This is a genomic window from Bacteroides sp. M10, assembly GCF_014334015.1.
Lineage (GTDB): Bacteria > Bacteroidota > Bacteroidia > Bacteroidales > Bacteroidaceae > Bacteroides > Bacteroides intestinigallinarum.
This window is the reverse complement of record NZ_CP060488.1, coordinates 3,173,023-3,191,589: the sequence shown is the minus strand read 5'-3', so window position 1 is coordinate 3,191,589 and position 18,567 is coordinate 3,173,023. Positions and strand designations below refer to the sequence as shown.

Below are 18,567 nucleotides of genomic sequence, written 5' to 3'. Positions count from 1 at the left end.
TTGTTTTCGTGGTATTACCGAAAGGCAGCCTCTAATTTTGTATGCTCTATCAAAACATAGAGGGCCGGAGCAATACAGCATCCGACCCTCATATTCATACCCTGAAAAAAACTAAGAACCTATTTGTATTTATTATTCATTCCAACGATGCACTATAAATCCACGCTTACCATCTTCTGTTTTTAAAGAGATGAAATAGATATGCGGATGGCTTGTCGGACCTGTACCAATGCGTTTTTCCAAAATAAACTCGGTCAGTTTAACGGCAGAGGCTGCTTTGTCTGTATACGAAGTCTTAGTGCCATTGATAGTCGTTTCAAACTTCGGATTACGGTTGGCAGCATTCACACAATTTAAATTGTTTGCCCAACCACCGTTAAAGTAGACATAATATGTATCTTTCACTTCACCGTTTTGTTGATACCAGTACATATCTTTTGGCGTTGCATAAGATCCGGTAGTGGAAACTCCGGCCGTGTTAATATCGGCACGATAACCATCCCAATAAATACGTGGCGTCGGGTCGTCAAGATTGAGCGGTACCCATAAATCAATGGAACGGCTTTCCTTTTCCTGGTCGGTCACAGTAATAGTTGTACCACCATCACCTACCACAGTAACAGTTACTGTAGTGCCGGATATTGCCACAGTAGCTACCCCTTCATTCAGAGATTTAACGGTATAACCGCCATTACCGGAAGTGATATTGAAAGAAATCTGTTGAGGCGTACCCTCGTACACATATTCTCCCTCAAGAATCCCCTCTTTATCAAACAGAACAGGACGAATCGGATTCGTCACCCGCACTTTAAGAGTAGCTGACTTGTTTCGGGAATCTGTCACAGTAATCGTTGCCTGATCGACATTTGCTTTACCGCCAAGTATCAGTTTATATCCTCCTGTTACGTCGGGGTCTTCCACAATTTCAGCACTGATGGCTTCAGGAGCAGAATTGGTTACTGTATAACCGCCATTACCGGTCAGGATTTTCATTTCACGAAGAATAACGCCGTCATTATCCAGACGCAATACTTCCACTCCCTCCGGGAGCGATTCGAGTGTCAGTTCCTGAAGTTTACGTACTTCAACCGTCATGAGAGCACGATTGTAGCTATCATCCGAAAGGCGAACGATGGTGCTACCTATGTCACCGCCTGTCAACAGTATCTCGTTGCCAACCACCTCGGCAGTCACCACATCCTCATTATCACTCTCTACACGATAATTCACACCGTCCAAACCAATACCGATATGCAGGACTTCTCCCTCAACGAGCACCGGATTGTGCGTAGTAAGCGGAACATTGACATAAGGGTAATACACATCTTTGTCATTTTCACATCCCGTCATCAAGCAGAGAAGAGCCAGAAAAGGGATAAAGGATAAATATTTTATTTGTTTCATTGATTCAAGATTTTTAAAGCCCGATTAAATCTCCCCAAGGGAATATCCGGACAGACTGTTAGTTTTATCAAGTTCTGCAATATCCCGTCTTATTAAAACAGAAAGAAGCATAATTGCCATCCCATTAATAATTAGGATTCTGATACATTCCGTCTTTATTCGTCGAGATCTGTATCTCACTCAACGGAATGGGGAACAAATAATTCTTATCACTGTCGAAGCTGGTTTTCGTCGTACTAAAACCATTGCGGTTTTCCAGGAAGTGCTCAAGCATACCGGTACGTGCGAGGTCATACCAACGCCAGCGTTCGAAGCAAAGCTCACGGGCGCGCTCCAACAAAACATCTTCGAGTGTATACGTATCGTAATTCCCAAATCCGGGGGTATCGTCTTCAGTGACAGCAACTCCCTGATTTAATCCGCGGGCACGTTGCACGATGCGATTCATTGCTTCCACACCCTCGTCGGACGGTGAACCGTTGTTCAACATCAAATCGGCTTCGGCATACATTAGCAGTACATCGGCAAAACGCAGTACGAGGATATTGTTCGGACAGTTGGAATACACAAAGTTGGTATGTTCATCTTTCCAGGTAGCTCCCCAACGATATTTGGTGACACCACTGTTCGTTACAGACTTCGCATTGTCTCCGGGTTGCGGTTTACCGCTTAGCTCCGTCATGGGTTTCTGTGCTATCGGGCTATTATTGGTCTTATCAAAGTCAATCACATAATCGGCCAGATTCCACTCCCGACGCTTGTCGTAACCATTGGCATCATAATAGTTCCAGAATGAGGGAACATATTTAAGGTTGCATTGTCCGGCAATGGCATTTGTACGCCAGCCGCCGTAAAGTTTCTGTCCGTCGGTATTGATTGCACGGGCACCGTATTCTTTCGGCCATTGTGAGCCATAAGGATTCTGTGCGCTGAACTGTATTTCCCAAATCGTCTCTTTATTGATGTTCTTATTTTCAATTTTAAAGACATCTCCGTAGACCGGTTCCAGATCACGTCCGCTGTTGGTGATTACATCTTGCAGCAGTGCCAATGCATCACCGTAAAGTTTTTCATCCGTTTGTTCTATCTGCTCGTAACCGGCTACACGATCGGCGGCACGTGCCGAAGCCATCGTAATATATACTTTTGCCAGCAATGTTTTGGCAGCCCAGTAATTCGCCCAACCACCGTCTATCTCTTTAGGCAGAACATCTTCGCCCAAACAGAACAATAAATCATCTTCAATGAGTTGATAAACTTCTGCTACCGGTGTACGTCCCATGTCGTAAGTCAGCTCCGTCACATGATCGGTCATCAAAGGCACGGCTCCGAAAGTCTGCACCAGGTTGAAATATCCCCATGCACGTAAAAAGCGTACATTAGCCACATAGCGGTTGATAAGTTTAGCGTCTCCTTCGATTCCCTGTGCTTTGTAGATAACAGTGTTGCAGGCGGTAATCAACCGGTAGTAGCGAAACCAGAATTGCTTGATACAGCCATCGGTAGGCGTATATGTGTAGCGGTCGATAAAACCACGCAGGTTCGTTTCATTGGGATACATACACTCGTCCGTACCCACCATACCGACAAATAACGGAGTATTGGTGCCGACGTTATACATATAGCGCAGCGTAGAAAACGCACCGACTGCTCCTACTTTCAGAGATTCGACAGTCTTATAGAAAGTTCCTTCATCGAATTCAGACTCCGGCTTCTCTTCCAAGAAATTGGTACAAGACGAAACGGAAGTTCCGAGTAGGAACGTAGTAGCCAATAATAATATGATATATTTTTTCATGGAATTCAATATTCAGGGTGTTAAACAAATCAGAAAATAAAATTAAAACCGACAGAATAAGAACGATTGCGCGGATAAGCACTGTAGTCGAGACTCGGCATCAAGTCGCCTGTCTGTCCCTGACGAGTGTTTACTTCCGGGTCAAATCCCGTATATTTGGTAAATACGCAAAGGTTCTTGACCGAAGCAAACAGTTTGATGTTCTGCATACCGACTTTCTTGGCTACTTTCTTTCCAAGTGCGTAAGCCAGCGTGATGTCTCCTATACGGAGGAACGAACCGTCTTCAAGCATTTTGGATGTACAGTAGTTGAGTGCCACCCCACCCGGCATACGATATTTGGCTTCGTTGTTACCGGCAAAGAATACGTTACCATCTGCATCATAAAGTGTCGGCGACCAGGACTTGGTATTCATTTCAGCAATCTGATTATGACCGTCACGTCCACTTGTCAATGAATGGAGGTTGGCGTTGAAAACAGTTGCTCCGTAACTGAACTGCATGGCTACGCTCAATGACAGGTTCTTATAAGAAACTGTGTTCGTCAAACCGCCTGTAAAATCCGGTTCGCCACTTCCCAGTAATACGAGGTCGGCGGAAGTGATTTTACCGTCACCATTCTGGTCGCGGAAGCGATAATCTCCCGGACGTATGCTGGCAATCTTCTGGCCGAGCACTTCGGTAAGCCCCTGCTCATTGATTTCGTGCTGTGAAGCATACACACCGTCAATCTTATAGCCATACCATTGTCCGAGGCTCTTATTTTTGCGGATCATGACAAAGTTTCCGGAACCGGGAATAACCCCCGGGTCAAATCCCATCTCATCACCAGGACCGATATCAAGCACTTTCGAACGGTTGAAGCCGATGTTGGCATTCAAGGTCCAGTTCCATTTCTTAGTCAGAATAGGGGTAGCATCCAAGGTTATTTCAATACCCTGATTGCGGACTGCTCCGATATTGGCCCATCCCTTTTCGTATCCTGTGGCCAATGCTGCATTCTTTTCAATCAGCAGGTCGGTGGTCTTTTTACGATAAACATCCACTGTCATTGCCAAGCGATTTTCAAAGAACGACATATCCAGTCCGAGATTGACCATATCCGTTGTTTCCCAACGTAATGACGGGTTTGCCGGTCTGTCAATGCTGGCACCGTAAGAAAGATCGGAACCATACATCGGATAGAATGAAGAAGCAATCGTTGAAAGGCTGCGATAAGAAGGAATGGCTGTGTTACCACTGCGACCATAACCGAAACGCAACTTTAGGTTATAGAAAACTCCCAAGTCTTTCACAAACGACTCTTCGTTGATACGCCATGCCAGACCAACTGACGGGAATCCCGCCCATTTATTACCGGCACCGAAACGTGAAGAACCGTCGGCACGATAACTGGCTGTCAGCAAATAGCGTTCTTTATAATTATATTCGGCACGTGCTAGAAATGAGGCCATGTTCCACTCAACAATTGAGGAAGTAGGTATTTGTGGAGTAACGCCCATTCCCAGTCCATTGACACCTAGGTTGAGTGAAGGGAAATTCTGCGTTTCAGTACGTACCGTATTGTTGTTGTAGGTTTCGAGCGTACCACCGGCCAATACTTTAAGACGATGACCGCCTTTCCACGAATTAGTATAGGTCAGGAATGCTTCTCCGGAGAGTTTTTTAATTCCGGCATTAGTGACAATGGCACGTCCGTTTGCTTTAAATCCCTGTTCGGTGTTGGCGGGATAAAATACATCTGTTTTCTGATGATTGTCTTCATACGTACCTGCTATATTCAGAGAAAGCTCGGTAAGTATCTTCCATTCCAGTTGCATACGTGCTGTCAGATTGTCTTTATAACGATTGTTGGTAATATCGCGCACTTGTATGTATGGGTTAGAAACAACCTGCCCCTCTTCACTGCCTGTACCTTCGGTAATACCGGATGAGGTAGCAGAATTCAAAGGCGACTGACGTAACAGTTTCACCATCAAACCATCGGAACTGCCGGTTGCTAAACCGGAGTTTTTAGTTCTTGAGCCTGATATATTGGCGGTCATAGTCACATTAGTACTCAATTTCTGAACGAGGTTAATTCGTCCTGTGAAACGTTCGAAGCCGGAGTTTACCACTACCCCTTCTTGATTAAGATAACCGCCGGATACCGAATAACGTGTGTTCTTATTACCACCCGAAACGTTGATACGATATTCCTGATACAGGGCATCGCGGAACATCAGGTCCTGCCATTGAGTATTCGTACTACCCGGAGCACCAAACGACTCCCAGTCTGCATAAGTTGAACTTTCGGGAAGTACCCAATAGTTACCGTCACCGTTCGGATTGTCACGATAGACAATACCATCGCTCATGGTCGACGGATCAGTTCCGTAGGGGTAGTATTTCCATCCGGTCTTATAACGCATCAACGCATATTCCGAAGAATTAAGCATATCAAATTGGCGTACTGCCTGCTGCATACCTAAGTTAGCATACAGCTCCACCCGTGTTTTTCCATCATTGGTTCCCTGGCGTGTGGTAATCATGATGACACCGTTCGCACCACGCGAACCATAAATAGCGGTTGAGGACGCATCTTTTAGAATTTCAATGGATGCCACATCGCCCGGATTCAGAGAAGAAGCATCTTCGCAAATCACACCGTCGATAACAAAAATCGGGGCACTTGAAGCATTAACGGACGATGCACCACGAATACGGATAGTGTAATCAGAACCGGGAGCACCGTCATTCTGCACAATCTGCATACCGGCTGCCTTACCTCTCATGGCATCTTCGAGTGACGTAATGGCACGTTCGCTCAATGCATCCTTACTAATAGATGATATGGAACCTGTCAAGTCCGAGCGACGCATAGAGCCGTAACCGATGGCTACCACTTCTACGTCTCCCAAACCAATCACGTCCTCTTCCATAATAATATTGATCTGTGTACTATTGCCTACACGATGATCGACAGTTTTCATACTAATCATCGAGAAAACAAGCACCGACTGTTTCGACGGTACATTTATAGAGTATGCTCCGCCGATATTGGTAATCGTGCCGCGCGTTGTTCCCTGCACAACGACCGAGACTCCCGACAGTGGGTCTCCCTCCAGATCCGTTACTTTACCGGTAACAGTCAGAGTCGTTTTTTGTCCCATAACATCTATTGCCAGAACAGATGCCAGGAGCATAATCATACATAATGAATAGAATTGTTTCATTGGGTATTAATTTTTTAGGTTACTAAAAGAATACTGTTTTTTTTCTCAAATATATGGGTGAAATGATTAGAACTAGGGTTAATCCGTGGATTAACACCCTCAAAAAAGCATTAACCGCTGTGTTAAAAGAGGGATTAACCTCTATTGCCTTTCACATTCTTCCTGATAAGTTCGAGGAACTGTTCCGTATTCACCAATATTACATTTTCGTTTAATAAGTTTTTAAATGCAAGCATATCTTCCACCGTGTAACTGGACGGAGCATTGACGTGTACCACGATTGCCGAATAGGCATCTATACTGTTAATGTCACGCGGAGCCGAGTTCAAAGCCGCAGCGATGGTTTCGGGAGTATGAGGTTCCGTAAACTTATCATCATTCTTCATGAAATAGCGGAACGAAACGACCGGTGCATCTCCTGCAAAGAAATAAGCGCCCTGCCATTTGGCATATCCCAGATAGTTCATATACAAGAATCCTTTCATATCGGGCAAGTTGCCGGTGTGCCGCTTCATAAACGTTTCATACGAACCGGCAGACGAACCGGTGAATAGTTCCGCATCGTCCATCAATACCATATACTGCATTCCGCAATCTTTCAACATTCCATTCGTCATGCGGAAATAGTCGGCTACAAACTCATGATGAGACGGGAATGTATAACCCGCACCGGACAATGCTCCGACATAACAATTGGTTGCCGGCAGGTTTTTCTGATACCAGTTGTGCACCGGAACCATATTGGTGCGCAGAGTCGGGGGATACATCCAGGTAAGCGGAATCTCATGTGCACGCGGATGCGAGATATAGGTATTCCGGGAAAACAAATCGAGCATATAAGACGTATTGTCTCCGTCACTGAATACGATCGTGGCATAATGCACGCCCGTCCGTGCCGGAACTTCCACAGGCGAAGCCGGTCGGTCATACGGTTTCAACTGTTTGGACGACAGGATGGAAAGGCTCATGGTGTTGATACCCGGCACGGTATATACTCCATTATGTTCGCATCCGAACCGCACATCCATGCGTTCAAGATTATAAGGTACTCCCCAACCGTAATGAGGCGAATTGGGTTTCAACATATAATAAAGCTTTTGCAGCACAGCACCGTCACTTTTGGCATTGCTACACCAGGGATATCGGTTCGCTATGGCAAAATCGACCATTGTCCACGGGAAAGAAGCATTGTTCACAATCGCATTCAAGTTGAATTGTGAAGAATGTTGTTTTATATAGTCGGCCAGCCAAGCCTCATCCTTATCCCTCACGTCGGCCAGTTTCTGCAGACTGTTATAAGGAGCTTTAGAGGCCAGGTCCGCTGTCAGTATCACAGCATCAAGCACTCCTGCAAGACTTGCAGCAATGTATGTTTTCTCCAATTTATCATCCACCAATACATACCCTTTCGCTCTGTTCAGGAACAAAGAAGTTATCTCCGACAGGCTTTTCTTCGTAAAGGTATAACCGGAGGCTTTCATTTCAGTCATCCATTTGGCGTATGCCTGACCGGAGTGAAGAAAGATTTCGGGACTGCTGCGATTCACAAGTCCGGCAAGCGAAGCCAGATAGAGCAATTCTTCATAATTGCTGTTTCCCACTTCGGCACGCGTGATTTCAATCAAATCCCAGTTTTCAACCAAAGGAGGTTCTTCGGGTGATTCCGGTTCCGGTTTCTCTCCCTGCCCTTGTTCTGTTCCCTGTTCTGTTCCCTGCTCCTGCTCTCCCTGTTTTTCGCAAGAGCAGAAAACTACCAATAGGGCAACTCCCATGATATAAATAAAGCTTTTCATTTTCATAGTATTTTATTAATGCCGATATATTTTTTAACTTGTTCGTCTATATGTGTTTTCAACTGATGAATCACTTCTTTGCATTGTCACGTCCCAATATCGCATCCCACAGCATCGGTACAAGGATTTCCTGTGCCGCTTTGCGGGTAGGCAGAATACCGTCGCGCTGATATGGTTTTAATGCTTCTTCTCCTCCGGCGTCGTAAATTTTATTAAACTCTACCGAGTAATCGACGAGAATGATACCTTTCTTTTTGGCTGCTTCGCGGCATGAAGCATTGAATGCTGCCAGTTCAGGACGAGTCTCCGCCGATTGTCCCAACGGACGTTCGGAAAGAATATATAATACGATGGTGGCATCAGGATTCTGTGCCCGCAGATTGTCGACCATGTATTCCGCACACTTTCCCGAATACCAGGGAGCGTTGTTGAAACGGGTCACAGCATCGTTTTCCGAAAAGCCGAATATCAATAAATCGGGTTTGCGGCTCAATACGGAGTCTTTGAAGTTTTCAGTTGCCCAGAAAGAGCCGATTCCCGACTTCGAGCAGTTGTAGAACGTTATCTTTTCGGGGAATCTGCGTTCGAGTCTGGTACGAAGCTGGTCCACCCAAACCCGGTTGGAGGTATTGATGGCTGCACTGGCACCGTAAAACACAACAGTCTGCTTTTCGCCTTTCTTGAGTTTCTTCAGGAAAGTGGTTTGAGCACTGGCTGTGGAGACTGTAAAAATTGATACTAATATCAAAAGAAATATACGGTTCATATTTATCTTATTTTTTCCATGGTTTATTATTCACATTCATATTCACATGACGATACCAGTCGAACAGACCTTTCTCGTCCAAGCGGTTCTGCAAGCGGCGTACATCGAGATTGCGCACACTCGTCTTCTGCAAAGCCGCCATCGCTGCTGCGGTACCGGCTGCTTCGCCAATGGTTGCACATATCGGTTGCACCCGGTAAGAACTCATTGCCAGACGGGTTCCGCTGATAATGCGCCCGGCTGTCAGCAATCCTTCGGTATTGACGGGAATCAAGCTGCGGTATGGGATGCCGTAAGGTCCTACGCTGTTCTTTATTTTGGGGTCTACATTCATTCCCCACGGGTCTAACGAGTACCAGGCATCAGCAATCTTATCATCGTGCATCACTCCTTTCAGTACATCATCCACCGTCAACACATATTCTCCTTTGATACGGCGGCACTCTCTGATTCCGATTTTCGGGGCTACATGAGTGACGTATCCAGCCCGGTTGAGGGCTTCGAATTGCGGTTCCAGTTTTTTCATGGCACGGCGATGCGCGTCGGCTACCAATACCGGGTCGGTGGTGTCGGTACATTCTACCGTTGCTCCCCAGTGGAGGTATATGCCGGAGTCTATCTTCCGGAATTCCTCTTCCGTCTGCTGGGTTACCCACTTTTCCTGGTCGTGGTCGAGTACACCGGTCTTGAATATGTGGCGGGGAAATTCCGCGTCGCTGCGGGTGCGTTGGCTGATGTACATCATGGTACATGGCTGCACTCTACCGTCACTCTTTTCGAGTCCGATGCTTTCGTTGAAGTCCTTGCGGGCGTCGCTACCGTAGAAGTATTCACAACCGGCTTTGGCTGCCAGTAGTCCGGTGCCGGTGGCGTCGATGGTAACCGGAGCGGAGACTTTCTGCAACATACCCTGACGCATCACGCAAACGCCGGTCACTCTGTTTCTGTTGCCTTTTGTCTCGACCACTGCATCCACAACCGGTGAACCACACATCAACGTGATATTCTTTTCCGCTTTCATAATGCCGTAAACGACTTGTGCAAATGACGACGGCAACCACCAATGCTGCTTATTATCCCATGCCCATTGTCCGAACGTGTTGCTGGGGGTAATGCTTAGTGAATGTTTCTGGTTCAGTTCGCGCACCATGTCGATAAATACACCGACACGGGGTGCACCGCACATATATGTGACATACATATCCACCGGAGCTCCTCCGGGCATCATATCTTCTTCCAGTAAAATCACCTTGGCCCCCTCTCTGGCAGCAGCAACGGCAGCAGGTATACCTGCCGGTCCGGCGCCCACTACAATCACATCGCAATGCAATTCGGGCAATTTAAACAGGGATTTATCTTGGGTATTCATCGCTTCATTCGCGGCAAACATGGAGACTCCGGGCAAAGCTGCACCAGCAGCGCCTATTCCCATGTTCTTCAAAAACTGTCTTCTATTCATTGTCATAGTCGTACGCTTATTTCTTTTTTAAACCATCGAAAAGCCCCATTGAGGCAAGTCGGTCTTGTAGTTGTTTGATATCTATGGAACGAAGTCCGGTTTGATTCAAGGCGGACATAGCTGCTGCCGTACCGGCTGCCATTCCGATGTTGGAACAGATAGGCTGCACTCTAAGAGAACTGTGCGCAATGCGTGTCGCACTGATGATACGTCCGGCAGTGAGCAACCCCTCGGTCTTGGTTGGCAGAATACTGCGATAGGGAATGCCGTAAGGGCCGATATGCTTCATTTCTTCGGGAATTTTCATTCCCCATACATCGAACGAATAGTGTGCGTGGGCTATCACATCATCGTGCATCGTTCCGGCAATCAAGTCGTTGGCTGTAAGCACGTACTCGCCTTTGATACGACGCACTTCGCGCACACCCAGTTTCGGAGCCAGATGTACTGCGTATCCGGCTTCGTGCCAGATTTCGAGGTTTTCCTGCAGGCGTTCCAATGCTTCCTGCTGGGCTTGTGCCAGCAACAGAGGGTCGCGGGTATCCTTGCAATATACAGTCCGTCCCCAGTGCAGATAGATGCCGGCGTCTCTCCGGATCATATCCTCCTTATCGTCGGCTTTCACCCAACGATTCAGGTTATCTTCCACAGCACTGCTGCCTTTCAGTTTATCAATAGGTAGTATGGCATTGCGCTTGATTCTTTCACTAATCAGCATCCAGGTACAGGGCTGCACCTTACCATCGGCCACTTCGATGCCTACGGGCTCGTTGTAGTCGCTCTTGGCTTCACTGCCAAACATATATTCGCATCCTGCCATATCTGCAATCAGTCCGTTGCCGGTGGCATCTATGGTAACTGCCGCATCAATATCCTGATAATCGCCATTACGTATGATGCGCACTCCGGTCACCTGGTTTCTGTTGCCGGAGGTCTTGAGCTTTACTCCTACAACGGGTGCTGCGCACATCAGCGTGATGTTTTCTTCTTTTTCGAGAAGCTGATAAATCACTTCCGCATAAGAACCGGGCATCCACCAGTGATTCTTTCCGTCACTGCCTGTTTTTCCGAACGTCTCACAAGTACGCCCGCCAATGGTGTGTTTTGCATTCAATACCTGAATCATCTCCTGAAACACTCCCACTCTGGGACCACCGCATATAAAGGGAACATACATATCGACCGGGGCTCCTCCAGGCATATTATCCTCTTCCAGCAATATTACTTTAGCTCCCTGACGGGCTGCCGCAATGGCGGCAGGCACTCCACCGGGACCGGCTCCGACTACCACCACATCACATTTCAATGTTGGATACTTGGGCTTGGCCTTCTCTACCTTCTCATTGCCCATAGCGGCTACAAATGACGAAGGCAGGACACTCAATGCTGCAATAGCAGACACTTTAGTAATGAAATCTCGTCTGTTAATTTCCATATATGTGTATACTTTAATGTTTTTCAATTAGAATTTATGGCCGAATCTCTATTGACGTGTTTGATTCTTAACCGCCAAAGCAACTCATCTACCGGCACTACCTGCACCTTTTTGTCCAGCAATTGCTTACACCAGTACACGGGAGTCACTCCTCTCGGCGAACGGCTGTTCTGCGGCGCACTGACAATACTGTCTTTCGACTCTTTCTCAAAGCGCGACCAGGCATGAACAATGGTCCACGCTATCTCACCCTCGGGAATTTTATTCGTCGCATCTTCATTAATTACTGCCGCAATCTGGGAGGGAGTACCGGACTTTTCTTTTTCCTGGTTAGCCCATATCTGTCCACGTGCGGAAATCACCGGAATATCGTTCCCTTTCCGGTCTTTCACCCAAAACACTTTACCATATCCGCCATTATAGGGAGAATACTGCACGGCAAGCATTCCGGCTATTCCCTCCAATTCTTCGGCAAAGACACGATACGCATCCAGAGCTTCTTTCGAATCTATCTTATGACAAATGAAACCAAATGCTTTGATACCCATCTTTTGCATGTGCACATTCACGATACGGGCAAAACTCCGCAACAGTCCCTCTCTGTCGGCGCGCTTTGAAGCAAAAAGGTCGGGGTAATAGTATCCGCCGCCATATTCGGCAAGCGATACGTTCCGTGGCTGACTGTTCATCAGTACATTAAGCACATCGGGAGCAGCCATTGACAGGTTGACCATACACGTAGTGAATGACATGGGAATCTTGCCATTATGTTCGTTGCTCCAAAAGTCAGGATTATTGATAAAACTACCCAATGTCCACTGCATATTATCTCCGTCGCTCATCACAAAGGAATGATAAATTGCATCAGATTCCCAATTTATCCGGGCCGGATTAACAGTTTTAATCTTTTTTATTTTTTCGTTGCCGGTGATGGAGAGCATGGCAAGATTCATGCACCAGTCGGAAGCTGTATTAATTAATCCCCAATGGGAACAGGGGGCGATGTGCTGAAATTCCGGTCCGCTATTCCAGCCTATCACCGGTGACAAGGGGCGTACCCACTCCAGTACAGTATCCAGCAATTCGTCCACTCCGTAATAAACCATTCCCTTATGGGCAATGGCATAATCACGATTGTTGGCTATCGACGGATTGGTCAGGACGATGAAGTTATTGTTCATCCGGGATTTGTGTTCGTCAAACCAGGACTGGGTCAGATTCTCCTTGCTGGCGTCATACAATTTCTTCAAGCCGGATGCTTTTGCCTGTTCTTCCAATGTTATATCTACCAGAATTCCTTTCAGGATGCCGGCTTGTGCGGTTGCCAGATTGATGGAGTTGTCTTTCCGGTTATAATCATATAGAATGTAACCTTTTATATAGCCTTGCTTTTGAAAGCGTTTCACGACTTCCCAGGTATTCAGGGCGCCCCGTTCCTTTACTTTGAGGCGTTTCAGCCAAGCTTTATAATACAGTTGATAATCCGGTGTACGATTCTCAACCCAAAGTCCCTCGTTGCCGATACCCTCGTTTACAGCTTGAGCAGCAAGTCCGCATAAGGATTGGGCGACATTCATCTCACGAATATCACCGGGACGGGACAGTGTACATTTCAAGATGTAACCGGGCCTTTTCTGAACAGGCCACCAGTTATCCGGTGAAGAGGAAGCAACTACCGGTGAGATGGTTCCTCCCAGCAGCATTCCTATTAAGAAGAGTGTTTTAATTAGATTTTTCTTTTTCATCGTGGCATTAGTTTATATAGACAAAGATATCCGGGAGCCTATAATATATGGGTTAATTTATAGGTTACCTCCCACTTTTATTTTATTAATCCTACCCGAAAAGGGCTTTTTTTCGTGCAAATGTGTTCATCTGCTATCGAACGGTATCGAAGTTCCGTTCATAGATGAATTTGCAGGAAATGTTCCACTTCATCCATCAGTTTAGGAAACAGATCTGTAATTCCGGGATGATTGAATGCATGGGAATAATAGGGATAAAGGTGAAGTTCGACTTCCAGCCCCTGTTTAGCAAGCCAAGAAGCAAAGTTAGTGCTTTGTACGTATCCCACAAGAAAATCGCCTAACCCATGTCCGAGAAAAACAGCCGGACTTGAAACCGGAATCATGGACGCGGGTGATATTTCACGCTTGAACTCGGTGGTGTTGGGTGCGAAATAGGGTTTATCGTCACCACCAAACATATTGTAATCGTATACGCCGGCAAAACCTACCAACACTTTAGTTCCGGGATCGCGCAAGGCGGATACGGCCGACAGGTGTGCGCCCGAACTGCCTCCCGCATATCCGTAGCGGGTGGTATCTATCCGGCACTCGGCGGCACGTTGAAAGACGTATTGCCGGGCGTAGTTGATATCATCAAAAGCGCGTGCAATGGTGGCACCCGGATGAGTGGACAACGAATGTCCCACCCGCACTCCTGCTATCCCGCGGGAAGCCAGGTATTTGGAAATGACTTCCACCCGTTCGGGCGTGCCGGAAGTCCATCCGCCACCGAAGATATGAAAAAGGACGGGGAAGTCGGAACCTGAAGCAGGAAGGTCGATATACATTTCCAGATCGTATCCCTCGTGCGAACGGTAGACGAAATGTTTCGTTCGTACCTTTTGCTCGTCAATCTCGAACTTATGGTCGTAGATTGTCTTGCTCCAAGGCACAAAGGCATCTGCAGGAAATTGACCGGCATACAGTTTGGTCAATTGTTGCCGGGGATAGACATCTATCTGGTCTCCTACCTGATAGAGGCGATTGCCATAGCGGTTGTATCCAATGTGTTTTCCTACCGGTTTTTCTTGTGCCCGGAGCGGGGGCCATACAGCCAACGACAGGCCACACGCCAAAAGCAGCATGAGCGGACGGCAAAGGGAACGGCGGAAAGCAATGTCAGAAGAGATATGCATCATGTTCTAATTAGTATTATATAGGTTCATCAATTCGATGACACAAAAATAGGGTCGAAGCAAAAAAAAGGGGGTTAATTTTCGGATTAGTGCGCTTTTTATTTCATTAATCACTCCATAAAAAGGTAGATGTCAGGCAATCACCCAAGAGAATTAAACTGAATTATTAGGAATACATGAGGGAAATTTCTAACTTTGCACTGAAACGCATTTCTAAAACGCCGTTTGATTATGCAGAGAACATACCAGTTTTTTATATTCATTGCCATATTTGCTCTTTCTTTTCAACCGCTAAAAGGGGCAGGACTGCTCTTTTCAAGAGAGACTCCCCAGACCTATTTAGACTTATTCAGTGGAAACGATATTTCATTCACCAATTCTGTAACGATCTCTTTCGATTTATCTATCCTTAGCCATGAGAGTTTCGGACAGATATGGGTGTATGAGGATAAGGCCGCGCCATATAGTTTTGCTTATATCGGTCGCGACAAGAGCAGTTCATCGTTTGTCATCAACAGCCTTTCGGATAAAAAACAATTTCTCGAAATACCCGTTTCGCCCCAAACTATCGGTGCGCGCAAATGGCTGCACGTAGAAACGCGGTTGGACTTTCAGCACCAGAAAGCGGAAGTAACTATCGATGGCCAGAAATACTTGCTCGATGGTATTACTATCCCGAATCCGTCTAAGGCGAATATTATCTTCGGTGCCAATATCAAGGCGATTCCGGAAGTGCCTGTCATGGTGATTAAAAATATCATGGTGCGGGATGAGGCTTCTCATTCTTTCCTGTTCCCGCTCACGGAGTCGGATGGGAATTTGGTGCATGAGGCAGGTAACAAGTTACACGGAACAGTAGTCCATCCCACGTGGCAGATTAACAAACAGTTCTTCTGGCAGGAAATAGGTACGTTCACCAGTTCGGCGGCTGCCGGAATAGCGTTTGACGAACCGGACCGGCAGATATTAGTTGTAGGTGATAATAATATAGGTAAGTTCGACATCAACACGTTGAAACTGACCGAATACCCCAAAGAAACGGTGGGCACGCAAACGGGATATTCGGGCGAGGCTATTTATAACCCGAATAAGCAGGAGACTTATTTCTATAACTTAGCGGATATTGGCGGACAAACCGGTCCTTTTTTCTCCACTATTTCGGATAAGGATCTGCCCACCCGTATCGTTTCTCCTCAATTCTCCAATCCATTGCATCATCATGCTTACTTTTTCGATCAGGCAAGCCAATCGCTTTATATTTTCGGCGGGTATGGCAACTATCAGTATTCAAACCTGACTTATCAGTATGACTTCGATCATGGAGCATGGAAAGAGATACAGTTTACGGGCGATGTCATTTATCCCCGTATGCACACCGTAGCAGGTAAAGGTCCTGTGGAGGGAAGCTTTTTCGTATTCGGAGGAGTGGGCAACGAGACGGGCAAACAGGAACTTGGCAAGGATTTCTTCTGTGACCTGTATCTGTTTGATACTTCCAAGCGTACCGTCAAGAAGTTGTGGAGCAGAGCGTTTCCCGACAATTACTTTATTCCGACCCGCGGGCTTGTGTTCGACAGTAAAAAGGGGTGTATCTATCTTTTGTGCATAGACCGGAAAACAACGAATGCCTCTTTGCACCGGTTTGACGTGAAGACAGGGGAACATGCCATTGTCTCCAACGAGATCGTTTTTCAAACGAACTGTATTCTGTCAACGGCATACCTGTTTAATAATCCGAAAGATAATGAATTATATGCCGTCATCCGGTATAGCGAAGATAATAATCCAAAAGCGAAGATTAGTGTCTATAAGTTGAACGCTCCTCCTATTACTTATCAGGAGCTCAAAAAATGGAATACGGACGATGACAACGAAGCAGGCAGAGCTTACCTTTATTATATAATCGGAGGAGTCGTACTTTTGCTGATTCTTTGTTTTGCTTATTATCGGCATAGAAAAAAAGGAAGTAAACAAGAGGCAACAGCACCGAGCGTTCCAGAAGATGGTGTATCTGTCGATGAGAAGAGTACTGATGCACCAGCCAGTACTCCGATAAAGGTTAATGCTGTCTATCTGTTTGGAGATTTTCAGGTGTTCGATACCAAAGGCAATGAAATTGCTTATCGTTTCGGTCCGAAAATAAAACAAATGTTTGTCCTCGTACTGCTTCATTCACACGACGGTCAGGAGGGGATCAGTACTAATAAACTGTCTGCCCAACTCTGGCCGGAGAAGACTACGACCTCTGCCAAGAATATACGTAACGTCACGATCAACCACCTGCGGAACATTCTAACTGATTTAGAGGGAGTGGAGCTTGTTTTCTTAAACGACAAATGGAAAATTGTGTATGGAGATAATTTCTACTGTGATTATCTCAAAGCCTTGAATATAGCAAAAATGCTGCAACAGGTTCATTCACCTCAAGAACAAGAAGAAGAGGTAAAACAACTTATCGGCCTGCTGCAACGAGGCACCTTACTGCCTACTTTTGTACATTACGAATGGTTTGGCAATATCAAAATTAACCATGACGAACTTTTCATCCGGATCATCGAGAAACTGCTTCCTATCGTAGAAGCGAATAATGAACCCAGAAAGGTTATCGTATTGTCCGACGTGCTTTTCTCGTTCGACGGAATGAGCGAAACGGCATTGACTTTCAAAATAAAAGCACTCAAGAAACTTGGACAAAAAGCGTATGCACAAAGTGTTTATGACCGTTTCCAAAAGGAGTACCAGCAACTCTATGGAGAGAAGTATAAGGAAAATTCGTTAGAAGAATAAGGATTTGATGCCATGCCTGGGAAACTTTTTTTAGTCAAAAGAATAAAGGAACCTATTATAACTAATGGTTTTATTAGGCATTTTAAATTAATTGTGTTCCTATCGATAAGAGTAGAGACTTAAAAAAAGCATAAGAGAAATCTCCTAATTGCTATTTACATAGAAAAATAGTACTTTTGTACTCCATTCAAAAAAGAATTTATGACGAAAGCATTATTTTTTGATATAGACGGAACATTGGTCAGTTTTGAAACTCACCGCATCCCGTCGTCTACCATTGAGGCACTGGAAGCCGCTCGTGCAAAAGGACTGAAGATATTTATCGCTACGGGACGTCCGAAAGCCATTATCAACAACCTCTCCGAATTGCAAGACCGGAATCTGATTGATGGATATATCACCATGAACGGGGCTTACTGCTTTGTCGGGGAACAGGTAATCTATAAAAGTGCCATCCCCCAGGACGAAGTAAAAGCGATGGGAGATTTCTGCGAGAAAAAAGGCGTTCCCTGTATCTTTGTAGAGGAACACAACATTTCCGTTTGCCAGCCCAATGACATGGTGAAAAAGATATTCTATGATTTCCTGCACGTGAATGTGATTCCGACTGTATCTTTCGAGGAGGCAACCAGTAAGGAAGTCATCCAAATGACACCCATTATCACGGAAGAGGAAGAAAAAGAAATCCGTCCGTCTATTCCTACCTGCGAGATAGGTCGGTGGTATCCTGCCTTTGCCGATGTGACCGCCAAAGGAGACACCAAGCAAAAGGGCATTGATGAAATAATCCGCTATTTTGATATTAAACTCGAAGATACCATGGCTTTCGGAGACGGAGGAAATGACATCAGCATGCTCCGCCATGCAGCCATCGGAGTAGCCATGGGACAAGCCAAAGAGGATGTGAAAGCCGCTGCCGATTATGTGACAGCTCCCATCGACGAGGATGGCATCAGCAAGGCAATGAAGCATTTTGGTATTATCTGA

11 protein-coding genes are annotated in these 18,567 nt (G+C 46.0%); 2 read left to right on the top strand and 9 right to left on the bottom strand.

The window, feature by feature from the left end; genetic code table 11:
- Window positions 1-132: 132 nt before the first annotated feature.
- The 9 genes from H8796_RS11270 to H8796_RS11230 form a co-directional block, all read right to left on the bottom strand.
- A complete protein-coding gene (locus H8796_RS11270) occupies window positions 133-1,404 on the bottom strand; it encodes a hypothetical protein (protein WP_117934789.1) in 1,272 nt (423 codons plus the stop codon).
- A gap of 124 nt (window positions 1,405-1,528) precedes the next feature.
- Window positions 1,529-3,202, bottom strand: a complete 1,674-nt coding sequence (locus tag H8796_RS11265; protein WP_117934787.1) for a RagB/SusD family nutrient uptake outer membrane protein — start codon at window positions 3,200-3,202, stop codon at window positions 1,529-1,531.
- Window positions 3,203-3,231: 29 nt separating this feature from the next.
- Window positions 3,232-6,417 carry a TonB-dependent receptor gene (locus tag H8796_RS11260; protein ID WP_117934785.1) on the bottom strand — a complete coding sequence of 1,062 codons (3,186 nt, stop codon included), beginning with the start codon at window positions 6,415-6,417 and terminating at the stop codon, window positions 3,232-3,234.
- Between the two features lie 134 nt (window positions 6,418-6,551).
- Complete coding sequence (locus H8796_RS11255; protein ID WP_117934826.1) at window positions 6,552-8,210, bottom strand: GxGYxYP domain-containing protein; 1,659 nt, start codon at window positions 8,208-8,210, stop codon at window positions 6,552-6,554.
- Between the two features lie 70 nt (window positions 8,211-8,280).
- Window positions 8,281-8,976, bottom strand: a complete 696-nt coding sequence (locus H8796_RS11250) for a GDSL-type esterase/lipase family protein (RefSeq protein ID WP_117934783.1) — start codon at window positions 8,974-8,976, stop codon at window positions 8,281-8,283.
- Between the two features lie 7 nt (window positions 8,977-8,983).
- The gene (locus H8796_RS11245; RefSeq protein ID WP_117934781.1) at window positions 8,984-10,441 is read right to left on the bottom strand and encodes an FAD-dependent oxidoreductase; all 1,458 of its coding nucleotides are present in this window, start codon (window positions 10,439-10,441) and stop codon (window positions 8,984-8,986) included.
- Between the two features lie 10 nt (window positions 10,442-10,451).
- Window positions 10,452-11,870 carry an FAD-dependent oxidoreductase gene (locus H8796_RS11240; RefSeq protein WP_117934779.1) on the bottom strand — a complete coding sequence of 473 codons (1,419 nt, stop codon included), beginning with the start codon at window positions 11,868-11,870 and terminating at the stop codon, window positions 10,452-10,454.
- 23 nt (window positions 11,871-11,893) lie between these two features.
- Entirely contained in the window at window positions 11,894-13,615 is a 1,722-nt protein-coding gene (locus H8796_RS11235; protein WP_117934777.1) for a GxGYxYP domain-containing protein, read from the bottom strand.
- 158 nt (window positions 13,616-13,773) lie between these two features.
- Entirely contained in the window at window positions 13,774-14,796 is a 1,023-nt protein-coding gene (locus H8796_RS11230; protein WP_117934775.1) for an alpha/beta hydrolase, read from the bottom strand.
- A gap of 228 nt (window positions 14,797-15,024) precedes the next feature.
- Between H8796_RS11230 and H8796_RS11225 the strand changes: the two genes are divergently transcribed.
- Together H8796_RS11225 and H8796_RS11220 are read left to right on the top strand one after the other, a co-directional pair.
- Window positions 15,025-17,580 (top strand): kelch repeat-containing protein, encoded by a 2,556-nt coding sequence (locus H8796_RS11225; RefSeq protein ID WP_117934773.1) that lies wholly within the window; start codon window positions 15,025-15,027, stop codon window positions 17,578-17,580.
- Between the two features lie 201 nt (window positions 17,581-17,781).
- A complete protein-coding gene (locus tag H8796_RS11220; protein WP_117934771.1) occupies window positions 17,782-18,567 on the top strand; it encodes a Cof-type HAD-IIB family hydrolase in 786 nt (261 codons plus the stop codon).

Bases quoted from the DNA above. Each gene is read 5' to 3' on its own strand.
- H8796_RS11245 (WP_117934781.1), bottom strand. From the start codon at position 10,441: ATGACAATGAATAGAAGACAGTTTTTGAAGAACATGGGAATAGGCGCT.
- H8796_RS11265 (WP_117934787.1), bottom strand. From the start codon at position 3,202: ATGAAAAAATATATCATATTATTATTGGCTACTACGTTCCTACTCGGA.
- H8796_RS11225 (WP_117934773.1), top strand. From the start codon at position 15,025: ATGCAGAGAACATACCAGTTTTTTATATTCATTGCCATATTTGCTCTT.
- H8796_RS11270 (WP_117934789.1), bottom strand. From the start codon at position 1,404: ATGAAACAAATAAAATATTTATCCTTTATCCCTTTTCTGGCTCTTCTC.
- H8796_RS11240 (WP_117934779.1), bottom strand. From the start codon at position 11,870: ATGGAAATTAACAGACGAGATTTCATTACTAAAGTGTCTGCTATTGCA.
- H8796_RS11235 (WP_117934777.1), bottom strand. From the start codon at position 13,615: ATGAAAAAGAAAAATCTAATTAAAACACTCTTCTTAATAGGAATGCTG.
- H8796_RS11250 (WP_117934783.1), bottom strand. From the start codon at position 8,976: ATGAACCGTATATTTCTTTTGATATTAGTATCAATTTTTACAGTCTCC.
- H8796_RS11260 (WP_117934785.1), bottom strand. From the start codon at position 6,417: ATGAAACAATTCTATTCATTATGTATGATTATGCTCCTGGCATCTGTT.
- H8796_RS11230 (WP_117934775.1), bottom strand. From the start codon at position 14,796: ATGATGCATATCTCTTCTGACATTGCTTTCCGCCGTTCCCTTTGCCGT.
- H8796_RS11220 (WP_117934771.1), top strand. From the start codon at position 17,782: ATGACGAAAGCATTATTTTTTGATATAGACGGAACATTGGTCAGTTTT.
- H8796_RS11255 (WP_117934826.1), bottom strand. From the start codon at position 8,210: ATGAAAAGCTTTATTTATATCATGGGAGTTGCCCTATTGGTAGTTTTC.